The following is a 22,602-nucleotide window of genomic DNA, read 5'->3' as shown; positions in this document are numbered from 1 at the left end:
ACCACCCCGAGGTGCGGCTCATCCACATCCTCGGCGGCGCCTGGATCTCTCCCCCCCCCGGCGGACACCTCGGCCAGGTCGATGGTGCGCGCGTCGCATGTCAGTGCCGCCCCTTACGATCCTCGCGACTGATCAGAGGGAGGGTGTGGGGTGGGCGTAATCCGTCGCGGCGAGCGGGGTAAGCAGAGGACCTGGGAATGGCTCATGGTCCTGACAGCGCAGCGCGGACTGTGTACCTACTGCGGCCGGTCGGCTGCTACGACGATCGACCACGAGGAGCCGATCGCTGACGGGGGAGCGGACACCTGGTGGAATTTTGTTCCGGCCTGCGACGACTGCAATCGCTGGAAGAAGGGCCGCAGTGCAAGGCGCTGGGTAGTGGACATGGACTTGCACCACAGGTATCCGAAGGCGGGTTTTGCGACGCGGGCTATGCGGCCAGAGGTCTACGCCGGCATCACGAGGCGCGTGGAGCGTGTGCAGCGGGAGATAGCGGACAGTGATCGCCGCGAGTGGTTCCGCCTACACTATGGGGGCAAGAGGCATCGGAACAAGCCCGAGCTGTTCGAAATCCTTGCATGTTGCAAGGCGGAGTTGCGGGGGTACCCGCACTATCCCTGGCGCACACCGAAGCTCGGCACGTCTCGGAACGTCTGCACCCACTTGATGTGTTGTGGCTACCAGCACCCGAAGGCTGAGCACATGGTGGCCTTCCTGGAGCGTGAGGAGCGCGACGCCTTCCGACGAGCCGTCTTCAACGAACGCGCTCACGAGGGGGATGTACTGGGTCGGCTCGTCAGGGAGTACCTCCTCGGGAAAGAGCACGGGGGCGACGACGGCGCGGCATAGTCATGTAGGGCGGCGGGATTAACCCCGGCGTTCCGCCAGCAGCCTGTGGCAATGCAAGGTGAGACCGGGGCTGCGGCGGCACCTCGTCGACCTCGGAGCCGGCAGCATCCGAGCGGCCATGACGTGGCGGTCCGCGCGCATACACCGGGGTCACCCCCCACCCCTGGCGCCCCGTCGCTTCTTGCGCAGCGATAGGCCCGGACTTCGGTGCAGCGGGCAACACCTCGGTCTCGTGCCTCCTACGCCTCGTCCCTCGACCTGGCAGAGCCCACGACATCGTCCGCAGCTGTTCCGGCGGTCCGGCTCGGAGACGGGGTGAAAACCTCGCGAGATCTGCTCCTGCGCGGACCGGATCACCTCACACAACATCACTCTTCACCCTTAGCGTGTGCGACCACACGAGTCGGATCGGCTCGAAAACCCTAAATGTGCAGCTGTGGGGCGCCTGTGTGTAGGGTGCGGGAAACCTTCCAGCGCGGTCCAGGCCAATCGCGCCCTATGCCGTAACTCCCAGGGGGGATCCCATGAGTTTCATCAAGCGTGGCCGCGCACTCAAGAGCGCGCTCGCCACCACAGCCATCGCCGCCGCGATGGCCGCCACCGCCGGCAGTGCGTTCGCGGCCGGGAACCCGGCCGCCGCCGCCACCCAGAGCGCCCAGGCCGCCGAGCAGCACAACGCCCCGGCCGTGAAGGGCAAGCTGGCCGCTCCGCGTGCGGCGGCCAGCACCTCGGAGCAGACAGCCCGTTTCTCGATGGCGGCGGTGCAGCGGGACGGGTGGCTGAACTGGTATCACCAGGACGGCCGGGGCGGCTTCGAGGCGTCGTGGCCCACCCTCGCCAACCTCAGCAACTTCACGAACTACATCCAGGTCGACCAGGACAAGAACGGGAAGATGGACGGTGCCTGGAGCGTCCTGAAGAACGGCACCCTTCAGTACACCACCGCCAAGCCCAACCAGAAGGCGTCCACCAAGACGATCGGCGGGGGCTGGCAGATCTACAACAAGATCCTCTCTCCCGGCAACCTCGCCGGAGCCGGTGAGTCCGACCTGCTCGCCGTGGACAAGTCCGGCGTGCTGTGGATGTACCTCGGCTACGCCGACGGCCGCGTGACGGCGCGGACCAAGGTGGGCGGCGGCTGGGGCCAGTACACCGAGATCGCCGGCCAGGGCGACCTGAACGGCGACGGGTTCACCGACATCGTCGCCCGCGACAAGGCCGGTGTGCTGTGGCTCTACACCGGTAACGGCGACCGCCAGGACCCGTTCAACCGTCGCGTCAAGATCGGCGGCGGCTGGAACACCTACAACCGCATCCTGTCCGTCGGTGACCTCGACGGCGACGGCCGCAGCGACCTGGTCGCGCGCGGCAACGACGGCACGCTGTGGCGCTACTCCGGCAACGGCGACACCCGCGACCCCTTCGACAACCGCGTCAAGATCGGTTGGGGCTACAACTCCCTCAACCTAATCTGACCGAACCGGTCACGTGCTTCCGTGCCGCCGGGGGCCAGTCCCCCGGCGGCACCACCAGCGGTCTAGGACAGAGGCAAGGGAGGCGGGCATGCGGACCGTGTGGCGGACGGCCGTTGTTGTGCTTTCGACGTGGGGGATCCTGATCGTGCTCCTGCTCGCGCCGGCCCCGTTGCCCGAGAACTTGCGCTACCAGATCTACTCACCCGCCAGCGTGGGCCTGTGGTTCCTGTCCATGCTCGTCACCCCGTTCGTGACCGTCTTCCTCAGATGGGACTGGATCACGAAGCCCCGCCGCCGCGCGGCCTGAGCCAGGCCCCGCCCGGCGGGCGCTACCCCCCTTGCCGACATCCACCCTTGGAAATTTCCCTCGTGCTACCTCAGCCCGGCGTCCTGCCACCGCCTACGACCGTCCTGCGATCGCCGCACCAACTGGCCACCGCCACCAGCATCCTGCTCGCGGTGGTCGCCACCATCGACGTGTTCGCCCTGTACGCGGGCATCACCATGCACAACGTCACCGGCGACCTGCTCACCCGCAGCAGCGACGAGATCGACCGGGCCGACGACCTGTACACGGCGGCGGGCTACCTCCAGCTGTTCGCCATGCTCGCCACGGCCATCGTGTTCATCACCTGGTTCCACCGGGTCCGCTGCAACGCCGACGCGTTCGCCGCCGACGTATGCACCCGCAGCCGGGGCTGGGCCGTCGGCGGCTGGCTCATCCCCGTCGGAAATCTCTGGATTCCCTTCACGATCGCCCGGGAGGTCTGGACTGCCAGCACGCAGAGGGCGCCGGACGGCTCGTGGCGCGAGATGTCCCAGCGGCCCATCAAACTGTGGTGGACGATGTGGCTGGCTGCCCTGGCGATGAACCGTTTCGCCTCCACTATGTACCAGCACGCCGACACCCCCGACTCCCTCCAGCGCGCGGCCGACGTCACGATGCTCGCCGACGTCCTCGACCTCGCCGCCGCCCTCCTCGCCATCGCCTTCGTCCGCAAACTCACCGCGATGCAGCACACCAAGGCGACCCAGGGCCCCGCCGCCACCGCCTGATCCCCCGCCCCCGCAGCAACCTGAGCGCCGCCCCGGCCCCGCCGAGGCGGCGCCTCGTCTCTCCTGCGAACAGAGCCGCTCTTCCCGCGTGTTGCTCCCCTGGCCGGGTGGGTGCGTCAGGCGTAGGTGCGGGTCAGGGCCGTGTCCACGCGGGGGAGCTGGAGGGTGAACGCGATGCCGTAGTGGTCGGAGTGCTCGCCTGGGTCGATGCGCCGGTAACTGTCGAGGGCCGGGAGCAGCGCGGGGGTGACGTGGGTCTGGTCGACCCGGACCCGGCCCGCTTTCCCCGTGGGTTCCAGCAGTGACGGGTCGCCGTGCAGTGCGGCCTGGATCGCGGCGACATCGGTGAGGTCGGCGTCGCGGAAGACCTGTCCGACGATGCGGTTGCCCCGCCACGGCTCGTCGGGATGCTGGCGGCGCAGGCAGCGCGAGGCGCGGTTGTAGGGCGGGACAAGGTCCCAGTCGGGCTCCGGATCACCCAGCGGCATGTGGTTGATGTCCCCGCCGATCAATCCGATGCCGCCGTGCCGGTAGACCCGCGCACACAGCAGTTGCGCTTCCTGTCCGGCGGCTTCGGCGGAGTACGGGGTCAGATGGGTGCTGATCGCCACCAGCGGCACCGGCCACGCGGCGGGCAGGCCGAGGGGCCGCAGTTGGAGTGCGCAGTAGCCGTGGTGCAGGTCCGTGGTGCTGTACTTCGTCTCGGTGTCTATCAGTTCCAGGCGTTCGGGGTCCCATGCGACAGCGGTGGGCAGATTCCGGGACGGAGCGACGGCCAGGCGCAGCCCCAGCGACTTCTCCGCCGTCGCGGCCTGCTCGGGGTCGGCGAGGAAGTCGACCTCCTGGAGCAGCAGGAGCTGCGGCTGGACGGTACGGATGAGGTCGACCAGCCCGTCCCATCTGCTGGTGTCGGCGGCTCCGTACTGGACGTTCTGGCTCATCACGGTGAGTGTCATATCTTCCCCCTCATTTCGAATGCCATGACCTGGTAGCCGACTTGCGCTGCTGAGACGGCCGGCGGCAGACCGACAAGCCTTGGCCGAGGATCACTCTGCACAGTGGTCAAAGGATGCGCTGGGCACTGTCACTGGACTGGTTGGGGCAGGTCGGTGGCCAGTAGACGCTCGTGAAGTTCACTCAGAGCTGTGCGGTTGCTGTCGAATCGCAGCAGTTCGCTGGCTTCCTTGTAGTCCAGCCACTGGACGGCGGTGTGTTCCTGAGAGAGCTTGATCTCTACGCCGGTCAGGTCCGCAGCGAACGCGTACTCAGGTACAACGTAGGTACCCGTCGGCCAGCTGTCTCGGTCGGCGAAGAATCGTGCGGGGATGCTGGCGGTGGTCTGCAGCGGGTAGAGCGCGACTGTCCGGTCGAGGCCGAGCTCTTCACGTGCTTCGCGGACGGCGGCCTGCTGCGGACTCTCGCCTGACTCCCCGCCGCCGGCGACTGCCTGGCAGACATCCGCGTCCTGGCGGCGGAGAACGGCGAACTCGATCTGCTCGCCGACCCGGCGGAACGGTACGACGAGGATTTGGAACGGTGCTCGGGGCATGTGGCTCTCCTTGGCCAGGAATCGGATGGCTTCTCTGATCGCGATGGGCGCCATCGTGATCAGTGCCAGGGTGGCGGGCGCGAACAGCTGAACACGACGGGCTGGAGGACCGTCCTGGAGTGGGAAGCGCTGGATTGTCCGCCCTCTCTAGCCGCCGGTGTGGCGGTGCCAGACACAGCTGTTCCTCCCGGATACCGGAGCCGTCCGCCATTGGCGTACTCCTCATGGCCCGCCGTGCGTGCGGTCAGTTGAACGCGGTGATGAGCAGCCACGTGAAAGCGAACCACAGTGCCATGATGGTCCCGAGCACCAGGAATGCCGCAACCAGCGCCGGACCGTTCCGTTCGCCTTCCTGCTCCTTCGCCAGGGCCTTGGCCTTCTCTTCCTCCCGTGCGGCTTGCTGCTCCAGGTAGCACGCGTGGCAGTGCGAGTTGGGGCCGGCGGGCGGTATGTGGGTGTCCATGCTCTCCTCGTTGGTGGTCAGGAACGCGGGATGCCGGAGTGCAGCTCGACGGGGCCGGTGTTGTTCCACAGCGCCGTCAGGCACGCATCGAGGCGCCGGAGCAACGGTTCGCGGACCATGCTGGTGATGTCGTTGCTGCTGGTCATGTGCCATTCGGTGTGCTGGTGGGGGGTGAGGCGGATGCGGGCGAGGTCGTGTTCGCCGAGGGTGGCGCCGTGGAAGGTGTACGTGATGCGGGACAACTGGGGTGTGCCGTTGGTCCAGTCCACGGCCAGCAGCCGCCCGACGGGGAGGTCGAGGTTGAGCTGGTCGCGCAGAATACGGCGGGCGGCTTCGCGTGGGCCTTCCCCGGTATCGCTGTCGATCCCGCAGCCGGGCAGGTGCCAGGTGTGGTCGCGGGTAGAGGTGGGGTGGAGCAGCAGGGCGCGCCCGGCCGGGTCGGTGAGCAGGACGTTTGTCTCGGCGAGGACTTTGGGGCGCAGGGCCTGGTGGAGGTCGGGGTCGAGGGCGCGGGTGTCCTCCAGGTGGGTGCGCTGGGTGGGTGGGAATGCGGCGGGGGAGCCCAGCTGCGCCTGGCCGCCGGCCAGGTAGGCGATGGAGCCGGTGTGCCAGGCCGCGACGGCGGCCCGTAACCGCCCGGCAGCGGGGGCGGGCAGCAACAGGGCCGCCGCCTCGGGCGCCAACCACTGCCCCGTCACCGCAGGCGGGGTTTTCACGGCGCGGACCCGGTGCTTATCGAGCGGGCCGAAGAGGTAGAGGTGGCAGACGACGGTGAGCAGGGGGGACCACTGCTCACCGTCCTGGACGCCTCGGTCAAGGGCTGGGGGTTGTGGGTGGGTGTGAGGGCGGGCACGGGATGGACTCCTTGGGGTGGTTGCGTCACGGACGGGTCTGGACGGACGTAGCGGGAGGGGTGAGCTGGTGGCCGGCGGTGCCGCGGGAGGCGTTGAGGACGCCATAAGCCCAGCCGAGCGTGATCAGGTGGGACTCGTTGGCCGCGTTCCACCGCTTGCGTATCACCTGCAGTCGGCTCTGCATCGCGGTCACCGACAGGTGGCAGTGCGCGGCGACTTCCGCGTGGCTGTCGTCCAGGGCGAAGCGCCACAAGATCGCTACCTCGTGCAGTGCCGCACCGCCGTCGGGGGGTGGGGCGGGGACGGGGCGGGGCAGGAGGTTGAGGACGTAGCAGGCGTGGATGAAGGCGTAGCGGTGACGCACACCGAGCCGGTGGTTGGCCATGGTCTGGTGGGCCGAGACGGTGCCGGTGGCGAGATGGAGCTTGGCGGCGGCTTGAGCGGTAGCCAGCCCTTGCGCGAGCACGGCGGCGATCCGCAGCTGTGATGGTGTGGGCAGCAGATCCGATCTGGGGGGACTGAGCATCATGCGGACGGCGCCTTTCTTCTCCTTGCCGAATGCGGGGTGGGTGTTCATGCGCGGGTGAACCAGCGGTGCTGTTCCGCGTCGGTGACGGTGTGGCGCTGGTGGTCGATCTCGATCTGCGCCAGCTGCGCGTAGTGCTCCACCACCTCCTCGCCGAACGCCTCCCGCGTGATGGGGCTGTGGCGGAACGCGGAGCGCGCCTGCTCCAACGTCAACGGCACCAACGGCGCCTCGGAGGCTTCGAATGCGTTGGAGACACACTGCCGGGGCGGGACGAGGTCGTGGCTGATCCCATGGACGATGCCGGCCACAGCGGCGGACAGCGCCAGATAGGGATTCGCGTCCGCCCCACCGACGCGCACCTCCACATGAAGTCCCTCGCCGTGTCCGACGACGCGTACCGCGCAGGTGCGGTTGTCGAACCCCCACGCCATCCGGGTCGGGGCGAACGCCTCGCCCAGGTACCGCTTGTACGAGTTCACGTTCGGCGCGTACAGCGGGGCCAGCCCCGGCAGGGCCTCCAACAGACCCGCCACCGCGCTCTTCCCCATGGTCGAGAGTTCGCCGTCGGGGGTGGGGAGCATGGGGGTGCCACTGCGGGTGAGGGAGAGGTGGAGGTGCAGGCCGCTGCCGATGCCGGTCTCGGGCGCGGCCATGAACGTCGCCGTCATCCCCGCCCGCGCCGCCAGCGTGCGCGCGGCATGCTTGAAGACGAGATGCTGATCGCAGGCACTGAGTGCGCCGCTGTGGGGGAAGGTGACCTCCACCTGGCCGGGGGCACCTTCGGTCTTGACCGCCTCCACCGGCATCCCCGCCCCGGCCAGAGCAGCCTGAAGACGACGGAAGTAGCGATCGAGACCAGGGGCGTGGTCGAGGGCGTAGTCCAGATTCACGTCGGCGGCCGGAACCAGCCCGCCGGGCCCGATGCCGGCGATGGGGGTGTAGGCGCCTTGGTAGAGCAGGAACTCGGTCTCCAGGCCGACCTGGGCGTGCAGGCCGTGCGCGGCGAGCCGAGTGAGCTGGGACCGCAACACCTGCCGGGGAGCAACCCCCACAGGGGCGTCAGCCGCGTCCACAGCGTCCCCGAGAACGAGCACGGTGCGGGGCATCCACGGCACGAGACGCAGGGTTGCGAGGTCCGGGACGACACCAGTGTCTTCGAAGCCGCTGTCCCACGAGGTCAGGTCGAAGCCATGGCGCGGACTCATCTCGACATCGGTGGCCAGCAGGTAGGCGCACATGTCCGCACCGTCGAGTGCGACCTTGTCCAGGAAGTGCCGGGCCCCGTACCGCTTCCCCTTCAACTGCCCCTGCAAATTCGGCAGCGCGAGGACGACCGTGTCGACCAAGTCCATGTCGACCGCATCCCGCAGATCGGACAGTTCCAGTTTCCCGGTGAACGCGCGCCTCCTGCGCGTACCGGCGGCGGACGGGGCACTGAGCCGGGGTAGCTGAGAGAACGAGCGCGGAGTGGTGGCCATCAGACTATCTCCCCCTGGATCTTGGACAGTTCCTTGTCGGCGGCAACCGCCGGCACCTTGTAGTCGCGCCCCGCGATCCGCCACCACACAGCGGCCAGCAACAGGGCGGCGGCGAGGGCGATGGGGGCGTAGTTGAAGGTGTCCACCGTGACCAACCCGCCGCTCGCGGGTTTGGTTTGCGGCAGGCAGAACAGCACGGTCACGAACGCGACCCACACGACGGCGACCACGCCGATGGGGATGCTCCAGCGGCCGAGGTTCCAGGGGCCGGGGGTGAAGCGGTCGCGGTGACGGATCCGCAGATAGACGGGGATCGCGTAGGCGGGGGTGATGCCGATGACGTTGATCGCGACGACCGCCCCGTAGGCGGTCGGGCTGTAGAGCGACGGCAGCGCCAGTACAGCGGCGACCGTGACCGAGAGCCATACCGCCGCCCGGGGGGTGCGGCTGGCGTTGTCGGTACGCGTCCACCACTTTTGACCGGGCAGCGCACCGTCCCGGGAGAACGCGAACACCATCCGGCTGCACGCCGCCGTCTCCGCGTTCCCGCAGAACAACTGCGCCACGATCACCACCAGGAGGAGCACTTTGGCACCGCCCAGTCCGAGGGTGTCGATGAAGATCTGCGCGGGCGGCACGCCGGTGGGGGTGTTCTGGGTGCCGGGGTAGTCCTGGATGGCGAAGGTCAGCCCGACCAGCAGCACCAGCCCGGCGATCCAGGACCAGGCGATGGCCCGCATGATGCCGCGGGGAGCGGCCACCGAGGCGTGCGTGGTCTCCTCCGACAGGTGGGCGGAGGCGTCGTAGCCGGAGAAGGTGTACTGCGCCACCAGCAACCCGATCGCCACCACGTATAGACCGCTGGACCAGCCGGTGCCGTTGACGAACTCGGTGAACACGAAGTCCGCGGACTGATGACGAGACGGGACGATCGTCAGGGCTCCGACGATGACGGCGACACCGGCCAGATGCCACCACACACTGATCGCGTTCAGCACCGTGACCAGGCGGACCCCGAACAGGTTCAACAGCGCGTGCAGGACCAGGATCCCGAAGAAGATCCACAGGGTCTTGGTGGGAGTTGGTTCGAAGCCGTACTGGAGGTCGAGGAACGCGCCGGTGAACTGGGCGCACCCGTAGTCGATGCTGGCGATCCCGCCCAAGAGTCCGAGGAGGTTGAGCCAGCCGGTGTACCAGCCCCAGCGTTTCCCGCCGAGCCGGTCGGCCATGAAAAACAGGGCGCCGGACGTGGGGTAGGCGCTGGTGACCTCGGCGAGCGCGGCGCCGACGAACAGCACCATCCCGCCGACCACGACCCAGCCCCACACCATCACCGAGGGGCCGCCGGTGGCGAGGCCGTAGCCGTACATGGTCATGCAGCCGGTCAGCACGCTGATCACGGAGAACGAGACGGCAGCGTTCCCGAAGCCGCCCATCCGCCGGAACAACTGCGGCTTGTAGCCCAGATGCCGCAGGTGCTCGTCGTCGGCGTGCACACCGTTGAATGGTTGATGTGTATATGACATATCGGAGTTCCTGGTTCCTGAAGTCGAAGGGACAGGGATCGAGGGGTCAGATGGGACGAAGGCGGTGGTTCGGGGAGGGGGCCGTGCGGGTGCGGGTGGTGGTCAGGCACTGGGCGCGGGCGCGGACGAACTCCCGCACCGCTGACTCCGCAGAGGACGGGTTATCGCAGACGTACGCCCACGGCAGCCGCGTGGCGTACCGGTCGAGGGCCCGGAACACCTTCGCCGCATCCGCGTACTGGTGCCCCGCCCACAGCGCGTGCGCCAGATAGTTGAGATCCATCACCGACGTCGCGGGCGCGGGCCGGTCACTCCAGCCGTGGAAGGCGCGCCGCACGTAGTGGACCACCGGCTCGCGCGACCACTGTCGGTGCTGCAGCGGGTCAAGTGTCCCGTCCTGCCGGTGGCGCCAGTAACTCTCCATGTAGGCGTACAGCGGGAGCATCCGCAGGGGTGAGCCGATCGGGGCCCAGGACACCGTCCACTGGGCGAAGTTGATCGCATCCGCCACCGACGTATGGGGGCAGGCGTAGAAGAACTGCAGCATCCGGTGGAACGCCTCCCGGTTCCCCGCCGGGTCCCGCTCACCCACCCTCGCCAACAGCCCCCACGGCCCGGCCGGCAGCATCACCTCCCACGCCACCCGCCAATGCTCCCCACACTCAAGACCCACATCCACCTGCGCCAACGCGAGTAGCGCCACCCACGGCACCGGATCCGCTGGAACCCGGCGCGCCGCGAGCAGACACATCTGCCGCGCCTCCCGCTCCCGCGCACCCGCGGTCGCGTCTCCGTCACGATGGGCATGCACAGCCCGCTCCACGGCGACCCGGGCCCGCATCACCACCGCGTCCGCGCTCCCCGGCTCCTCCACCAGCCACGCCTCCACCGCATCGGTCCGCGCCGCCGCCACCGCCAACACCTGCGTACGCGACGTCCGCAACGCCCAATCACCCCCGGTCCGCGCCAGCAAATCCCGCACCGCCAGCCAACGCCCCAGCTGAAGATCCGCGAGCACCGCCCGCAGCTCCTGGTCCAACCCCGCCGGGTGATAGACCGGGGCGAAGTCCTGTAGGCCCATAGGCTGCCTGGCGTCTCGCATCACCTCACCCCGCCGGATCGGAACAGCCGTAAGGCGCACCAGGGGTGTGCCCGGGTGCGGGCGATCGGTTCCTGGGTGTACATCGGGAATCCTCGACGGAGAGTCGTGAGCGGAAAGGACTCGTCGGGGTGGCCACAGAGACCACCTTCGCGGGTCAGAACTTGACGTCGCTGATGAGGCTGGCGACCTTCGTGGTGAGCTGGGTGATCGACGGAGCAACTGACGAACTCGCCAGGTAGAAGCCCAAAAGGACAGATATGACAGCGTGACCGGCCTTCAGGCTGCCCTTCCGGACCAGAAGAAACACAATGATGGCCAGCAGGACAACGGCCGAGACGCTAACGGCCATAGCAGACCCGCCAGCCGAGCCCGCGCCAGGGGGTACCGCTCACGCAGATGGGTGGCCTTGAAGACGCTGGCTGAATCCGGACGGATCTGGTGAGCATGCGGAAACCTCTGCAGGTTGACGTGTGGGATGGCAGCCCTGGGTGTCACAACCTCCTTTGCAGAGAGGAGTGTTGCGTCGTGAGTCTCCTTGGCGGAGGGCGCTCCATGCACATGCCGATGGTGATATCACTCAGGTAATTCCGAAGCTGTGCCAGCAGGCCGGGGTGCACCTGTGCGCAGAAGGGTGCGAAGAACTACTCGACAATCGGTTCGCGACGCTCGGGCCTCGGGCTGAAACTCGCCCAGCCGGAAAATTGTCCGGGCTCACGGCGATGACGGGGCTGCTGCTCGGGAGCTACGGAAGACCACGCGGCCCGTCGACGCTGGTTCAGGTGTGTGGAGTTCAACGACGTGGCCGGGAGGTGTCGTTCGTCGATCAAGTAGGGGGAACTGGTGTCCTGGCCGCGCCTCGGGGATCTACTGTGGGTCTTCCGACCGTGGTGGAGGCAGGCGATGGCATCAGAGCAGCGTCGATGTGCCGGATGTGGCCTGCCCTTGAGTCGCTACAACCCCGATACGCACTGCGCTACTTGCACCCGCGCTTCCGCTCATGAATCCCACCGTCAGCCTTGCATCCCTGAGTGGGTCTGGCGCGACGCGGATGTTATTGGATCGCTCGCAAACTGGGACTTTGGGGCTGCTTTCCACCGGATACGGCAGATTGCCCGTCTGCGTCAAGAGGATCTGGCAAGCCTCACGGGTTTGAGTCAGTCCTATCTGTCTGCCCTGGAATCCGGTACCCGACGGCTGACGCATGTTGAGAAGATCAGGATGGTTCTCCGAGGGCTGGCGGTGCCTCCTCAAGCTGCTCCCGAACTCGTAGCCACGGCTCTCCCGGCTCGATTACATAGTGCGACCACTGAAGCCGTGCAGGAGACAGCATGGGAGAGTCCGGTCGAGGTCGCGCGTCGACTCCACGCTGTCGCCTCCTCCAACACAGATCCCAGCACTCTGCTGGTTCTGCGGGAGACGATCGAGGGTGTGGTGCATCGCTATGAGGCGGAAGGGCCGTACAGTCTCGCGGACGAAGTTCTGGAGGTGCGGCGCTACGTCGGCGAGCTGCTTGAGGGCCGGCAGCTCCCGCGTCAGCGCGAGACGCTGTTCCGGCTTGCCGCCCAGACATCCGCCTTGCTGGCCTACATGGCCGTCAATGCGGGCCGGGAGGTCCTGGCGGAGGCGTACTGTACCGAGGCAACAGAGCTTGCCTCGCACATCGACGACCGTGAACTGGTCATGTGGATACAGGGGACACGTTCCCTCAACGCCTACTACGCCGGTCGCTTCGAGGAGGCCGTGGCCTGTGCCGATGCGGGAGTGGCGATCGACCCCGGCCACCCGCAGGCGATCAGACTCCAGGCCAACGGGCGGGCGCGAGCCCTGGGGAAACTCGGTGACGTAACGGGGGCGGAGCGAGCCATCGCGGCTGCCGTAGACCTGAGCACACGGCACGACGTGCCTGACGGCCTCACCCCATGCATCTCGTTCGCCCCCTACGCCCTGGCCCGTACCCTCGCCAACGCCGCGACCGTCTATGTGGCACTGCGAAGTCCGCACCGTGTCCTTGGCTACGCGGACGAGATTGATGAACGTGTGGAGCGGTCCGATTCAGCCTGGAGCCGTGCCCTGGTCCGTTTGGATGTGGCGACGGCCGTGCTCACGAGTGAGCGTCCGGACGTGGAGCAGGCCATGGTCGTCGGTCGCGAGGTCCTGGAGGCGGATGGTGGGGCTCCGATCCGCTCGGTGGTTCAGCGGGCCGGCGACTTGTACGCGCTCGCTGCTCCGTGGCGGAGTCTTCCGGCGGTGCGGGAGTACGGCGAAGCGTTGAGGGTGTGGCAGTCCGCCCCACAGGCGCGGGCACTGGTGGGTTCTGCGAAACTGGCGCGGCCGGTGCCGCCGACCAGAAGGGCCGCGGATGCAGCTCACAGTCGATTCGGGAGCCTTCCCTCCTAGCCCCCCGCCGAGCACGACTGACCCGGCGGTCATCGCCGCGCACGACTGGGCCGCGTTTGACGTCGTCGAGAAGACGAGCGACCACTGGGAGCGACCTGGGTGGAGCAGGGATGTCCGGGCTTATTACTGGATGCTGACCTTTTCTAAGGAGTCTCCCCTGGTCGCCCATATGCGGCAGTGCCAGCAGGCCCTTGCCCGTTTCGGGTTCGATAACATCGAACCCGACGGTCTGCACCTGACCCTGGGCAGGATCGGCCTCGTCGAGGAGATCAGCGGCGATCGGCTCGACCGGCTTGCGGCAGCTGCGCAACAGGCAGTTCCGCAGCGGTTCACGCTCCAGGCCATCCCGCTCACCGCGTCGCGCGGGGCGATCCGATACAGCGTCGCCCCCTGGACGCCGATCCTGGACCTTTATCAGATGCTCCATGAGGTCGGGGCGCACCACGGTCTGCCATTCCGGAAGCCGGCTGCGGTATTTCGTCCACACATTGGCATCGCCTACTCCAACCGCACGCTGCCCGCGGACAGTATCCGCGCCGCGCTACGGCCACTGCGGGAACTCGACCCTGTGGACATTGTGGTGGAACAGACTCATCTGGTGGAACTGCGCCGCGAGGAGCGGGCCTACCGCTGGAGCGTTGCGCGGACCCTTCATCTCATGCCTCGCTGATACGGCGGCACGGCGCCCGCTCTGCCCTCCAGTCCTTCTCTACCGCCGCCGTGATATCACCGCGGCAATGTGCGCCTTCGGCTGATTCCCGTCACGCTCCTGTCCGGGCAGCTCTACTGCTGCCCTGTACGGCACCAGTCAACAACTATCCGTAACGGGACAGGAGATGAGTGCTATGCCGATTCCACGCCGCAGCAAGGGAGACCACCTGCTGCACGCGGACGTCGTCGATTCGAAGTCGAAGGCCGGTGTGTGGATGGGAGAGAAGGCGAACTTCAAGGCCGACCAGGCCAGCATCAGCGAAGCCCTCAAGCTCCGGGACGGGTATCGGGAGGTAGTCGTCCGGTGCCGAAGCGACTCGGGACGTTGGAGTATCGACGGATTCCCAGAAGTGCTGCCGCACTTCCGCGTCGCTTCGCTCCAGCGCCGTATCGAGTAACGCCTGGGAATCCGGTGCGAGGACGATTTCCTCGCCTCGGGCCTCCCAGTTGGACACCGTCCGGTCGCTGACGCCTAGGTAGGTGGCGAAGCGCCGCACGCTCCGCTGCGTCGCGAGCCGCAGGGCGCGCGCCTCCTTTCCGGTCCAGCGCCGCACCGTGGCTACCGAAGCTCCTTCGGCCGACACCAACGACGGTAACAGCGTAGTGCGGCCTGACCAGCGGTGTAGGGCCTTCGCTACGACGGGAGTTCAGCACGGATTCGACACCCGGACCATCCCGCGAGCACAGGCTGAAGGCTTCCCCACCGCCGCTGCGAGCGACGGCGTTGCAACGCGAGTGCGGCACGACGACAGCCCGCCCTCCGAGACGGCTCGGCGGTCTGCTCACCACGGAGCATGGCCGCTCCGCACAGACACGAGAGGTGGTCAGAGAGTGGTCGGAACGAAGGAGCAGCAGGATGGTTCGGGCGAGTGGTCCGAACGACAGATCGCCTACTACCGGGCGAGAGCCGCCGAGTACGACGACACGTACAGCGAACGCATGGCCATGCCGCGGCTCGCGAAGGCCCTCGACGCGCTGCCTACCAGCGGCGATGTGCTGGAACTGGCCTGCGGTACGGGCCAGTGGACCCAGTTGCTCTCCCGCCGCGCGCGCAGCCTGACGGCGCTGGACGCAGCGCCGGAGATGCTCCGGCGTGCCCGCGACCGCATGCGGGGCACCGCGACGCGCTTCATCGAGGCGGACATCTTCGGCTGGGAGCCGGATCGCCAGTACGACACGGTGTTCTTCGCCTTCTGGCTCAGCCATGTGCCGCCAGTCGAGATGGAGCCCTTCTGGGACTTGCTCAGGTGGGCGCTGGCTCCCGGCGGCTGCGCGGTGTTCCTCGACGACTCGCTAGCGAAGGCGGAGATCGAGGACGCGGTGCATGAGGCTCCGGTACCGGCGGTCCACCGCACGCTTTCCGACGGTTCCCATCACCTCGCCGTGAAGGTGCTTCGCGACCCGGCCAGCCTCACCTCCCAACTGAACGACCTGGGCTGGGACTCCCACGTCGAGGCGATCGACACCTTCCACCTGGCCGGTGTGGCGCGCCCCAGGGAGGGCGAATGATCGCCATCAACGGCTACCCGGCCCGGCCTAGCGTCCGCGTCGGCGAGGTGGTCCGGCTGCACATCGCCACGTCCGCCCCGCGCTTCCACGTCGACTTCTACCGCTGGGGAGCGACACCGCAACACATGGCTCACGTGGAGTGGCTCGGCCGTGCCGCCTCGCCCGGACGGTTCGACACGGACTGGCAGTGGCCCGCGTACGAATTCCTCGTACACCCGGAGTGGCGGTCGGGGATCTACATCGGGGTGCTGAGCACGGAACGCGCCTGCGGAATACCACCACTGGATGCCAGGGAGGCGCGCATCCTGCTGGTCGTCACACCCGCCGCCCCCTCCGGCCGCAAGGTCCTGTTCAAGATCCCAACCATGACCTATCAGGCGTACAGCACCGCCGGCGGAGGAAGCCTCTACAGCGCTTCCCGGGTCACGACGCGCCGCCCCGGAGGCGGTGTCGGCGGTCCGGTGAAGGGTCTGCCGGACCCGTATGACCCGTCATCTCCCCGACAGACGTTCGCGCACTGGGACGCCCCCTTCACGGCGTGGATGGAGCGGAACCGGATCGAGGCCGACTACTGCACGGACCTGGACCTCCACGACGGGCTGCTCCTGCGCGACGGATACCACCTCCTGGTCTCCGCCGGCCACGACGAGTACTGGAGCGACGAGATCCGCCGAAACGTCACCGCGTTCCGGGACAGCGGGGGCAATATCGCCAACTTCGGTGCCAACACCTGCTGGTGGCGAGTACGCGTGGCCCCGGACGGAAATGGGCTGCACTGCGACAAGTTCCCGCCCGGAGCCTCCGCCGAGACGGACCCGGACAGCTCGTACGGCTGCCCGGATCACTGGTGGGAATCGGAGCCCGAGAACTCGCTTCTGGGCGTGAGCTATCGAAACGGCGGTGGCCACTGGGACGGCCCGCGTGCTCCCCTCGGGTTCACCGTCACGGACGCGGACCACTGGCTCTTCTCCGGCACGGACCTGCGGACGGGCGACATCGTCGGCCGCGACGGTGCACTGGTCGGCTACGAATGCGACGGGGCAGCGTACGAGCTCGACGCGTCCGGCCGACCGCGCCCGACCGGCTCGGACGGGACGCCGAAGGACTTCGAGATCCTCGGCATCGCCCCGCTGCCTTCCGACTGGAACTTCCCGGCTCGGGAGGCGACGGACAGTCCCCGGGCGGCGACCCTCGGCCTCTACACGGCGAACGGCACGGTGTTCACCGCCGCCACGACCGACTGGGCTCGCCTGCTGGCCACCGACCCGCAGGTCGCGGCCATCACACGCAACGTCTTCACCCGCCTCTCTCGACCGAAAGGATCATCGTGTCCGGCAACGTACGACCGCTCAATGTGATCATCGGCGTCAACGGCATCGGCATGGGGCACTCCGTCAGGCAGAGCGTGATCGCCCAGTACCTCCGCGACCGCGGGCACGAGGTGCGCATCGTCACCAACGGCGCCCACCGGGTGGAGTACTTCCGGGACCTCGGCTTCCCCGCTTGGGACGGATGGATGCCGACGCTCCTTGCCCGTGCTGACCGCATACACGCAAGCGATGCCATACGCGCGAACATCCGGCAGGCCCCCGCTGGCCTTGCCAAGCACAGGCGCCTGCGCCGGATCATCCGCGAGACCGGTGTCCCCGACGTGTTCATCACCGACTACGAGCCCAACACGCCGCGTCTGGCCTATCACTTCGGCAAGCCCCTGATCTCCGTCGACCAACAGAGCAAGTACCGGCACCTCGACCTCCCAACCGTCGGCCGTTACGCCCGGACTGCCGACGAGCAGCGGCTGCGCTACTTCGCGCCCCGCGTCGACCGGTCCTTCATCTGCTCGTACGTCCCTCTGGAGGCGGCCGACCGAAGGCTGGAGTTCATCGCCCCGGTCATCCCCGACTCCGTGCGCTCCACGCCGGTCACCACCGAACCCCTCACCACGGCCTACTTCTCGCGCTACTTCGACCACGGACCGGAAGACTCCGTCCGAACCCTGACCGCCGTCTTCCGCCAGTACGTCCCGGACCGCGCCCTGCGGATCTACGTACAACCGACCGAAATCGGAAACCTGCGCCAGTACGCCGACGGCAAGATTGAGATCCGCGCCTTCGACCGTGAATCGTTCATCAGCGACATGGCACGGTCCGAGGCCGTCTTCTCCAACGCCGGCTTCAACCTCATCAGCGAAGCCTTCGTCCTGGGCAAGCCGGTCCACCTGATTCCGCTACCCACATACGACCAGCACTGGTGCGCCAAGGTCGTCCACGAGGCGGAACTGGGCACATCGGCACCCCGCGTCGACGGCAGCGCGGTGCTCGACTTCCTCAACCGCGTCCGGGAGCTCCGCTCCAACGTCATACGCCACCGGGACGAGCACCTCGCGGTTGACCCCCGGGAGCGGATCGCCGCCTACCTGGAGAGTCTGTCCACGACCGACCGGTCGATACCCGCACCGGCCTCACGGTAGACGGCCATGGCAACACCGCCGCTCCCCGCGTACCTGGACACCGCGGTGGTCGTGGCCGCCGTGGTGGCGTGCTACCGCTTCGCGGTCTCCCCAGTCGTACGGGTCCTCGCACGTCGCCCCGCGCCTGTGATGGTGATCGCGACCCTTGTGCTTGCCGCTCCTCTGGCGTTCCGACCGCCCCCCGAGCCCGGCACGGTCCGCTGGCTCGTCGTCTTCGTGATCGTCCTGCTCACCTGGCGGGGCGCAACGAACGACTACGACGTCACGTTGCCCGTCAGACCGCAGCGTCGCCACAAGCTGTCGCTTCTGCTCTTCGCGGTCGCCTCAAGTCTGTGGCCTCCGGCCCTCCTGGCGTGGCTGGCCGTGTACTGCGGCAGGCTGCGCGGCTGGCAGCACCACGCGATGATGCCGTTGCGCCTGCTGAAGGCGTATCTCGCCTGGTTCCTCGTGGCCGCGGTCGTCGACCGTCCCGGCTCCACCGCGGGTCTGCTGCTGGTGCTCGGTTGCGTCTCGCTCTCGCACTACGTCAAGCCGACCTGGAGCAAGGCCCGACTGGGACCGCGCCCCTGGTCCTGGGCCTGGCACAACCGCACTCACTACCTCATGGCGTCGGCGTACGCGTGGGGCTGGGCGCGTTTCCTCAGCGCCGAGACGATGTCCCGTCTCCTGCGCCAGGCGCGCGTCGTCGACCGCCCCGTCAACCTCCTCACGATGGCCGTGGAGGGCGCAGGACTGGTCGCGTTCCTCGATCGCCGATTGCTGATCGCGACCTTGGCAGCGACCGCGCTCTTCAACCTCGTCGTCGCGCTAGCCTCCGGCATCCTCTTCTGGGAGAACATCGGCACCAATATCGCCCTCGCGATCACCGTCGCGCTGCTTCCCGGCGCGGCTTGTGAAACAGCCTTCGGCTGGCCCGCCGCGCTGATCGGACTGGTCGTGATCCTGCTCAGCGTCGCCGATCTACTGTGGCAGCCCTGGCACTTGGGGTGGTGGGACTCACCTTTCACCGCCCGGGTCCACTGGCAGGTGGAGACCGCCTCCGGCGCGACGCAGGGTCTCTACAACGACTTCATGTGTCCGTACGAGCGTGAGTTCGGGCGCGTCCTGGGCTACTTCCTGACGGACGAGCCCATCGTCCACGGCCACCTCGGCATCGTCTGGGATCGGCGGCTGCGGGATCTCCTCGTCCAGGCGGACGGAGACCGAGAGCGGCTGCGTGCCCTCAAACGGGCATACGGCCGAACGCAGAGAGATGAGAAGCGGTCGGCCGAGCACATCGCCTTCCTGTCGACGATGTTCACCCGCCTCAACGGCGGCGCCCGCAAGAGTCCGCTGCCCCGGTGGCTGAGGCGCCTCAAGGCACCCGGAGGCCAGCTCTATCGATGGGGCGACCTGCCCGCCTACCGCGGCGAAGAGCCTGTCCGCCGCATCACCATCCGCTACGAGGAACGCTGCTACCGCCCCGAGACCAGCGACTTCGTCCTGCTCGCCGACCACGTCGTGCAGGAGATCGACCTTCTCCCACCGACCAACGATCAGGAGATCACTTCATGCGCAAGATCTTCGTCGACTGCGGTGCCAACCTCGGAATCGTCCTGAAGCGCTTCATGCACGAGCTTCCGGACCACGACTTCTACGCCTTCGAGCCCAACGAGAGCCTACTTCCATCCATCCGCGAGAACGTCGCGCGGGCCCGCCACTCCGGTCGGGTCGAGATTTCCCGCAGCGCGGTGTGGACCCATGACGGGACGATCGACCTCTTCCTCGGCCACCACGAGAGTTCCACCGTCATGCCCGGCAAGCGGGTCCCGCCCGTGTACGACCAGCAGATCGACTACAGCTCACCGGTGCCGGTGCCCGCCGTTGATTTCAGCGCCTGGCTGCGGCGGACAGTCAGTCCTGATGACCACGTCGTCGTGAAGATGGACATCGAGGGTGCCGAGTACCCCGTACTCGCCAACCTGCTCGCCGAGGGCACGATCAATCTCATCTCCGTCCTCTACATCGAGTGGCACCACGACCGCTTTCCGGCCATGAGCCGAGCCGAGCACGACCGGATCGCCGACGCGGTCTCCGCCTGTGCCGACATCCGCGACTGGGACTGACCAGAGGGAGGGGACGCGACGCCATGCGCACCAAGCACATCTACCTGATCAAGCACGGCGAGACCGAGGAGAACCTGCGGGGCATCCACCAGGGCCAGGCGGTCGGCGGCAGGCTCAGCGAGCTCGGACGAGCCGACATGCGCGCGGTCGGCGGCTGCCTCTCCACCGCCGGGATCACCGTGGACCAGACGCTCGTCAGCCCGATGTCCCGGTGCCGCCAGTCGGCCGCGCTGCTGGCCGCCGAGCTCGACCTGGCCGACGTCCGTGTCGACGAGCGCCTGGCCGCCAAGGACAGCGGCCACCTCGGAGGCCGGCCCAGAGAGCTCGCCGCCGCCGAGGCCGCTCGCCGCGGTGTGCCGATCCATCGGCTCCGCACTCCCGGCGGCGAGTCGTCGGAGGATGTCCAGGCCCGCTACGTGCGCCTCTGGGACGAGGTCTGCGCCGGGCAGCGGCGAACGACCGTCCTCGTCGGGCACGGTGGGGGTATCGCCTGCCTGTTGCTGTGGCTGACCGGGAGCGGCTTCGACCGGTACCTCCAGCTCGTGCCGGGATCCGCAGGGGTCACGTGGGTGGAGGTCGGTGGCAGCACCCCGCGCATCCGGCTGATGAACGTCTCGCCCGCAGACCTGCCCGGGCTCCTCGACGCCCGTACCGCCCGATGAGAACCGGGACGGTACGGGAGCGGGAGTCTCGGTCAGGCGTCCGGGGCTCCGCCGAAGCGCTCACGGTAGGACTCCAGGTCCTCGTCCGTGACCTTCGCGAAGAGCACGGGCGGCACGGTGAACGCCGTGCCGACCGGGACGGCGTCCAGAGCCTTGGCCTGGTCGGCGGTCACCCAGGTCACGGTGTCGTTCTCCAGGGCGAAGGCCCCGCGCATGGCGGCGGCCGTGGTCGGAATGAACGGCTCGGACACGACCGCGTACAAATGGATCAGGTTCATCGCGATGCGCAGGGTCAGCGCGGCGCCGTCCGGGTCAGTCTTGATCTCCAGCCAGGGGGCCTTCTCCTCCAGGTAGGAGTTGCCCGCGGACCACAGGGCACGCAGCGCGGCGGCGGCCTTGCGGAACTGGAGCGCCTCCATCTGCTCCTCGTACTCGGCCAGCAGCTGTGCGATCTCCTGGCCGAGCTTCGCCTCCGCCTCGCCGGCAGCGCGACCCGCCGGGACCGCGTCGCCGAACCGCTTCCGGGAAAAGGACAGCACGCGGTTGACAAAGTTGCCGAGGGTATCGGCCAGGTCCTTGTTGACCGTGGCGGTGAAGTGCTCCCAGGTGAACGACGAGTCGTCCGACTCGGGGGCGTTGGCGATCAGGAAGTAGCGCCAGTAGTCGCCGGGCAGGATCTCCAGGGCCGCGTCCGTGAATACGCCGCGCTTCTGGGAGGTGGAGAACTTGCCGCCGTAGAAGGTCAGCCAGTTGAAGCCCTTGACGACGTCGACCTTCTTCCACGGCTCGCGCACGCCGAGTTCGGTGGCCGGGAACATCACCGTGTGGAAGGGGACGTTGTCCTTGGCCATGAACTGGGTGTAACGGACCGTGTTGTCGGCCTCGTACCACCACGACTTCCAGTCGCGGGTCTCGCCATCCGGAGCTGCGTCCGCCCACTCCTTCGTCGCGCCGATGTACTCGATCGGGGCGTCGAACCAGACGTAGAAGACCTTGCCTTCGGCCGCGAGGTCCGGCCAGGTGTCGGCCGGTACGGGCACGCCCCAGTCCAGGTCGCGGGTGATGGCGCGGTCGTTCAGGCCCTCTGTCAGCCACTTGCGGGCGATGGACGTGGACAGGTGCGGCCACTCCGCGCTGACGGTCGCGATCCACTCCTCGACCTCGTGCTGGAGCTTGGACTGCAGCAGGAAGAGGTGCTTGGTCTCGCGGACCTCCAGGTCCGTGGAGCCGGAGATCGCCGAGCGCGGGTCGATCAGGTCGGTCGGGTCCAGGACGCGGGTGCAGTTCTCGCACTGGTCGCCGCGGGCCTTGTCGTAGCCGCAGTGCGGGCAGGTGCCCTCGACGTACCGGTCCGGCAGGAAGCGCCCGTCGACGGGCGAGTAGACCTGGCGAATCGCCCGCTCTTCGATGAACCCGTTCTCGTGCAGCTTCCGCGCGAAGTGCTGGGTGATCTCGACGTTCTGCTGCGACGAGCTGCGACCGAAGTAGTCGAAGGCCAGCTCGAACCCGTCGTACACGGCCTTCTGCGCGTCGTGCGCCCGGGCACAGAACTCGGCGACGGACAGCCCGGCTGTCTTTGCGGCCAGCTCGGCTGGCGTGCCGTGCTCGTCGGTGGCACAGATGTACAGGACGTCGTGACCACGCTGGCGGAGGTACCGGGAGTACACATCCGCCGGAAGCATCGACCCGACCATGTTGCCCAGGTGCTTGATCCCGTTGATGTAGGGAAGCGCGCTGGTAACCAGGTGTCGAGCCATCCTCGGATGCTCCATTTCGTGCGTACGGCGCCGGTGACAGTGCCACGGCGGGCCCAAGTCGGGAGGCTGCAGCCGATGCGATCACGCAGATCGCCTACTGACATCACGCA

General features: G+C 67.8%; 23 protein-coding genes and 1 pseudogene. 14 read left to right on the top strand and 10 right to left on the bottom strand.

Annotation, left to right across the window (positions count from 1 at the left end; translation table 11 throughout):
* The first annotated feature begins 150 nt into the window (after positions 1-150).
* The 4 genes from ACT1U9_RS04085 to ACT1U9_RS04070 all read left to right on the top strand — a co-directional run bounded on the left by ACT1U9_RS04085 (position 151) and on the right by ACT1U9_RS04070 (position 3,380).
* Positions 151-849, top strand: coding sequence for an HNH endonuclease (locus ACT1U9_RS04085; protein ID WP_444536990.1), 699 nt, complete (start codon positions 151-153; stop codon positions 847-849).
* 524 nt (positions 850-1,373) lie between these two features.
* Positions 1,374-2,324, top strand: coding sequence for an FG-GAP repeat domain-containing protein (locus ACT1U9_RS04080; protein ID WP_444536989.1), 951 nt, complete (start codon positions 1,374-1,376; stop codon positions 2,322-2,324).
* An 88-nt stretch (positions 2,325-2,412) separates the two neighbouring features.
* Entirely contained in the window at positions 2,413-2,631 is a 219-nt protein-coding gene (locus ACT1U9_RS04075; protein ID WP_444536988.1) for a hypothetical protein, read from the top strand.
* Between the two features lie 62 nt (positions 2,632-2,693).
* Entirely contained in the window at positions 2,694-3,380 is a 687-nt protein-coding gene (locus tag ACT1U9_RS04070) for a DUF4328 domain-containing protein (protein ID WP_444536987.1), read from the top strand.
* A gap of 116 nt (positions 3,381-3,496) precedes the next feature.
* Here the strand turns inward: ACT1U9_RS04070 and ACT1U9_RS04065 are convergent, their stop codons facing one another.
* The 9 genes from ACT1U9_RS04065 to ACT1U9_RS04025 form a co-directional block, all read right to left on the bottom strand.
* Positions 3,497-4,336: a hypothetical protein gene (locus ACT1U9_RS04065; RefSeq protein ID WP_444536986.1), complete on the bottom strand. Its 840-nt coding sequence runs from the start codon at positions 4,334-4,336 to the stop codon at positions 3,497-3,499.
* Between the two features lie 128 nt (positions 4,337-4,464).
* Positions 4,465-4,983 (bottom strand): NUDIX hydrolase, encoded by a 519-nt coding sequence (locus tag ACT1U9_RS04060; protein ID WP_444536985.1) that lies wholly within the window; start codon positions 4,981-4,983, stop codon positions 4,465-4,467.
* 190 nt (positions 4,984-5,173) lie between these two features.
* Positions 5,174-5,392, bottom strand: coding sequence for a hypothetical protein (locus ACT1U9_RS04055; RefSeq protein WP_444536984.1), 219 nt, complete (start codon positions 5,390-5,392; stop codon positions 5,174-5,176).
* 17 nt (positions 5,393-5,409) lie between these two features.
* The gene (locus ACT1U9_RS04050) at positions 5,410-6,108 is read right to left on the bottom strand and encodes an NUDIX domain-containing protein (RefSeq protein ID WP_444536983.1); all 699 of its coding nucleotides are present in this window, start codon (positions 6,106-6,108) and stop codon (positions 5,410-5,412) included.
* Positions 6,109-6,271: 163 nt separating this feature from the next.
* A complete protein-coding gene (locus ACT1U9_RS04045) occupies positions 6,272-6,775 on the bottom strand; it encodes a LuxR C-terminal-related transcriptional regulator (protein ID WP_444536982.1) in 504 nt (167 codons plus the stop codon).
* A 44-nt stretch (positions 6,776-6,819) separates the two neighbouring features.
* A complete protein-coding gene (locus tag ACT1U9_RS04040) occupies positions 6,820-8,253 on the bottom strand; it encodes a glutamine synthetase family protein (protein WP_444536981.1) in 1,434 nt (477 codons plus the stop codon).
* Positions 8,253-9,779: an amino acid permease gene (locus ACT1U9_RS04035; protein ID WP_444536980.1), complete on the bottom strand. Its 1,527-nt coding sequence runs from the start codon at positions 9,777-9,779 to the stop codon at positions 8,253-8,255. Before ACT1U9_RS04035 ends, ACT1U9_RS04040 begins: the two co-directional genes overlap by 1 nt.
* A 46-nt stretch (positions 9,780-9,825) precedes the next feature.
* Positions 9,826-10,860, bottom strand: a complete 1,035-nt coding sequence (locus tag ACT1U9_RS04030) for a hypothetical protein (protein ID WP_444536979.1) — start codon at positions 10,858-10,860, stop codon at positions 9,826-9,828.
* 175 nt (positions 10,861-11,035) lie between these two features.
* Positions 11,036-11,230 carry a hypothetical protein gene (locus ACT1U9_RS04025; protein WP_444536978.1) on the bottom strand — a complete coding sequence of 65 codons (195 nt, stop codon included), beginning with the start codon at positions 11,228-11,230 and terminating at the stop codon, positions 11,036-11,038.
* A 551-nt stretch (positions 11,231-11,781) separates the two neighbouring features.
* Here ACT1U9_RS04025 and ACT1U9_RS04020 point away from each other — a divergent pair.
* The 10 genes and pseudogenes from ACT1U9_RS04020 to ACT1U9_RS03975 form a co-directional block, all read left to right on the top strand.
* A pseudogene (locus ACT1U9_RS04020) lies at positions 11,782-12,132 on the top strand (helix-turn-helix domain-containing protein); the annotation flags it as partial.
* 63 nt (positions 12,133-12,195) lie between these two features.
* Positions 12,196-13,278, top strand: coding sequence for a hypothetical protein (locus tag ACT1U9_RS04015; protein WP_444539323.1), 1,083 nt, complete (start codon positions 12,196-12,198; stop codon positions 13,276-13,278).
* Entirely contained in the window at positions 13,241-13,948 is a 708-nt protein-coding gene (locus tag ACT1U9_RS04010; RefSeq protein ID WP_444536977.1) for a 2'-5' RNA ligase family protein, read from the top strand. Before ACT1U9_RS04015 ends, ACT1U9_RS04010 begins: the two co-directional genes overlap by 38 nt.
* A 175-nt stretch (positions 13,949-14,123) precedes the next feature.
* Positions 14,124-14,387 carry a hypothetical protein gene (locus ACT1U9_RS04005; protein ID WP_444536976.1) on the top strand — a complete coding sequence of 88 codons (264 nt, stop codon included), beginning with the start codon at positions 14,124-14,126 and terminating at the stop codon, positions 14,385-14,387.
* Positions 14,388-14,820: 433 nt separating this feature from the next.
* Entirely contained in the window at positions 14,821-15,498 is a 678-nt protein-coding gene (locus tag ACT1U9_RS04000; RefSeq protein ID WP_444536975.1) for a class I SAM-dependent methyltransferase, read from the top strand.
* Entirely contained in the window at positions 15,495-16,856 is a 1,362-nt protein-coding gene (locus ACT1U9_RS03995) for a N,N-dimethylformamidase beta subunit family domain-containing protein (RefSeq protein ID WP_444536974.1), read from the top strand. Before ACT1U9_RS04000 ends, ACT1U9_RS03995 begins: the two co-directional genes overlap by 4 nt.
* Entirely contained in the window at positions 16,826-17,968 is a 1,143-nt protein-coding gene (locus ACT1U9_RS03990; RefSeq protein WP_444536973.1) for a glycosyltransferase family protein, read from the top strand. The genes ACT1U9_RS03995 and ACT1U9_RS03990 overlap by 31 nt, the downstream gene beginning before the upstream one ends.
* A gap of 6 nt (positions 17,969-17,974) precedes the next feature.
* On the top strand, positions 17,975-19,567 hold the full coding sequence (locus ACT1U9_RS03985; protein WP_444536972.1) for a hypothetical protein: 1,593 nt from the start codon (positions 17,975-17,977) through the stop codon (positions 19,565-19,567).
* Positions 19,519-20,073 carry an FkbM family methyltransferase gene (locus ACT1U9_RS03980; protein WP_444536971.1) on the top strand — a complete coding sequence of 185 codons (555 nt, stop codon included), beginning with the start codon at positions 19,519-19,521 and terminating at the stop codon, positions 20,071-20,073. Before ACT1U9_RS03985 ends, ACT1U9_RS03980 begins: the two co-directional genes overlap by 49 nt.
* Before the next feature lie 23 nt (positions 20,074-20,096).
* Positions 20,097-20,735 (top strand): histidine phosphatase family protein, encoded by a 639-nt coding sequence (locus ACT1U9_RS03975; protein WP_444536970.1) that lies wholly within the window; start codon positions 20,097-20,099, stop codon positions 20,733-20,735.
* Between the two features lie 32 nt (positions 20,736-20,767).
* Here the strand turns inward: ACT1U9_RS03975 and metG are convergent, their stop codons facing one another.
* Positions 20,768-22,492, bottom strand: a complete 1,725-nt coding sequence (gene metG, locus ACT1U9_RS03970) for a methionine--tRNA ligase (RefSeq protein ID WP_444536969.1) — start codon at positions 22,490-22,492, stop codon at positions 20,768-20,770.
* Between the last annotated feature and the right edge of the window lie 110 nt (positions 22,493-22,602).

Origin of the sequence: Streptomyces sp. BR1 (genome assembly GCF_052373795.1) — a bacterium.
Lineage (GTDB): Bacteria > Actinomycetota > Actinomycetes > Streptomycetales > Streptomycetaceae > Streptomyces.
The sequence above is the reverse complement of the archived record's forward strand: the minus strand, read 5'-3'. Positions and strand labels throughout refer to the sequence as shown.

Excerpts from the sequence above, each read along its gene's own strand:
- ACT1U9_RS03980 (WP_444536971.1), top strand. The coding sequence starts at position 19,519 with ATGCGCAAGATCTTCGTCGACTGCGGTGCCAACCTCGGAATCGTCCTG.
- metG (WP_444536969.1), bottom strand. The coding sequence starts at position 22,492 with ATGGCTCGACACCTGGTTACCAGCGCGCTTCCCTACATCAACGGGATC.
- ACT1U9_RS04055 (WP_444536984.1), bottom strand. The coding sequence starts at position 5,392 with ATGGACACCCACATACCGCCCGCCGGCCCCAACTCGCACTGCCACGCG.
- ACT1U9_RS04010 (WP_444536977.1), top strand. The coding sequence starts at position 13,241 with ATGCAGCTCACAGTCGATTCGGGAGCCTTCCCTCCTAGCCCCCCGCCG.
- ACT1U9_RS03995 (WP_444536974.1), top strand. The coding sequence starts at position 15,495 with ATGATCGCCATCAACGGCTACCCGGCCCGGCCTAGCGTCCGCGTCGGC.
- ACT1U9_RS04060 (WP_444536985.1), bottom strand. The coding sequence starts at position 4,983 with ATGGCGCCCATCGCGATCAGAGAAGCCATCCGATTCCTGGCCAAGGAG.
- ACT1U9_RS04005 (WP_444536976.1), top strand. The coding sequence starts at position 14,124 with ATGCCGATTCCACGCCGCAGCAAGGGAGACCACCTGCTGCACGCGGAC.
- ACT1U9_RS04045 (WP_444536982.1), bottom strand. The coding sequence starts at position 6,775 with ATGATGCTCAGTCCCCCCAGATCGGATCTGCTGCCCACACCATCACAG.
- ACT1U9_RS04035 (WP_444536980.1), bottom strand. The coding sequence starts at position 9,779 with ATGTCATATACACATCAACCATTCAACGGTGTGCACGCCGACGACGAG.
- ACT1U9_RS03975 (WP_444536970.1), top strand. The coding sequence starts at position 20,097 with ATGCGCACCAAGCACATCTACCTGATCAAGCACGGCGAGACCGAGGAG.
- ACT1U9_RS04030 (WP_444536979.1), bottom strand. The coding sequence starts at position 10,860 with ATGGGCCTACAGGACTTCGCCCCGGTCTATCACCCGGCGGGGTTGGAC.
- ACT1U9_RS04080 (WP_444536989.1), top strand. The coding sequence starts at position 1,374 with ATGAGTTTCATCAAGCGTGGCCGCGCACTCAAGAGCGCGCTCGCCACC.
- ACT1U9_RS04075 (WP_444536988.1), top strand. The coding sequence starts at position 2,413 with ATGCGGACCGTGTGGCGGACGGCCGTTGTTGTGCTTTCGACGTGGGGG.
- ACT1U9_RS04040 (WP_444536981.1), bottom strand. The coding sequence starts at position 8,253 with ATGGCCACCACTCCGCGCTCGTTCTCTCAGCTACCCCGGCTCAGTGCC.
- ACT1U9_RS03985 (WP_444536972.1), top strand. The coding sequence starts at position 17,975 with ATGGCAACACCGCCGCTCCCCGCGTACCTGGACACCGCGGTGGTCGTG.
- ACT1U9_RS04065 (WP_444536986.1), bottom strand. The coding sequence starts at position 4,336 with ATGACACTCACCGTGATGAGCCAGAACGTCCAGTACGGAGCCGCCGAC.
- ACT1U9_RS04025 (WP_444536978.1), bottom strand. The coding sequence starts at position 11,230 with ATGGCCGTTAGCGTCTCGGCCGTTGTCCTGCTGGCCATCATTGTGTTT.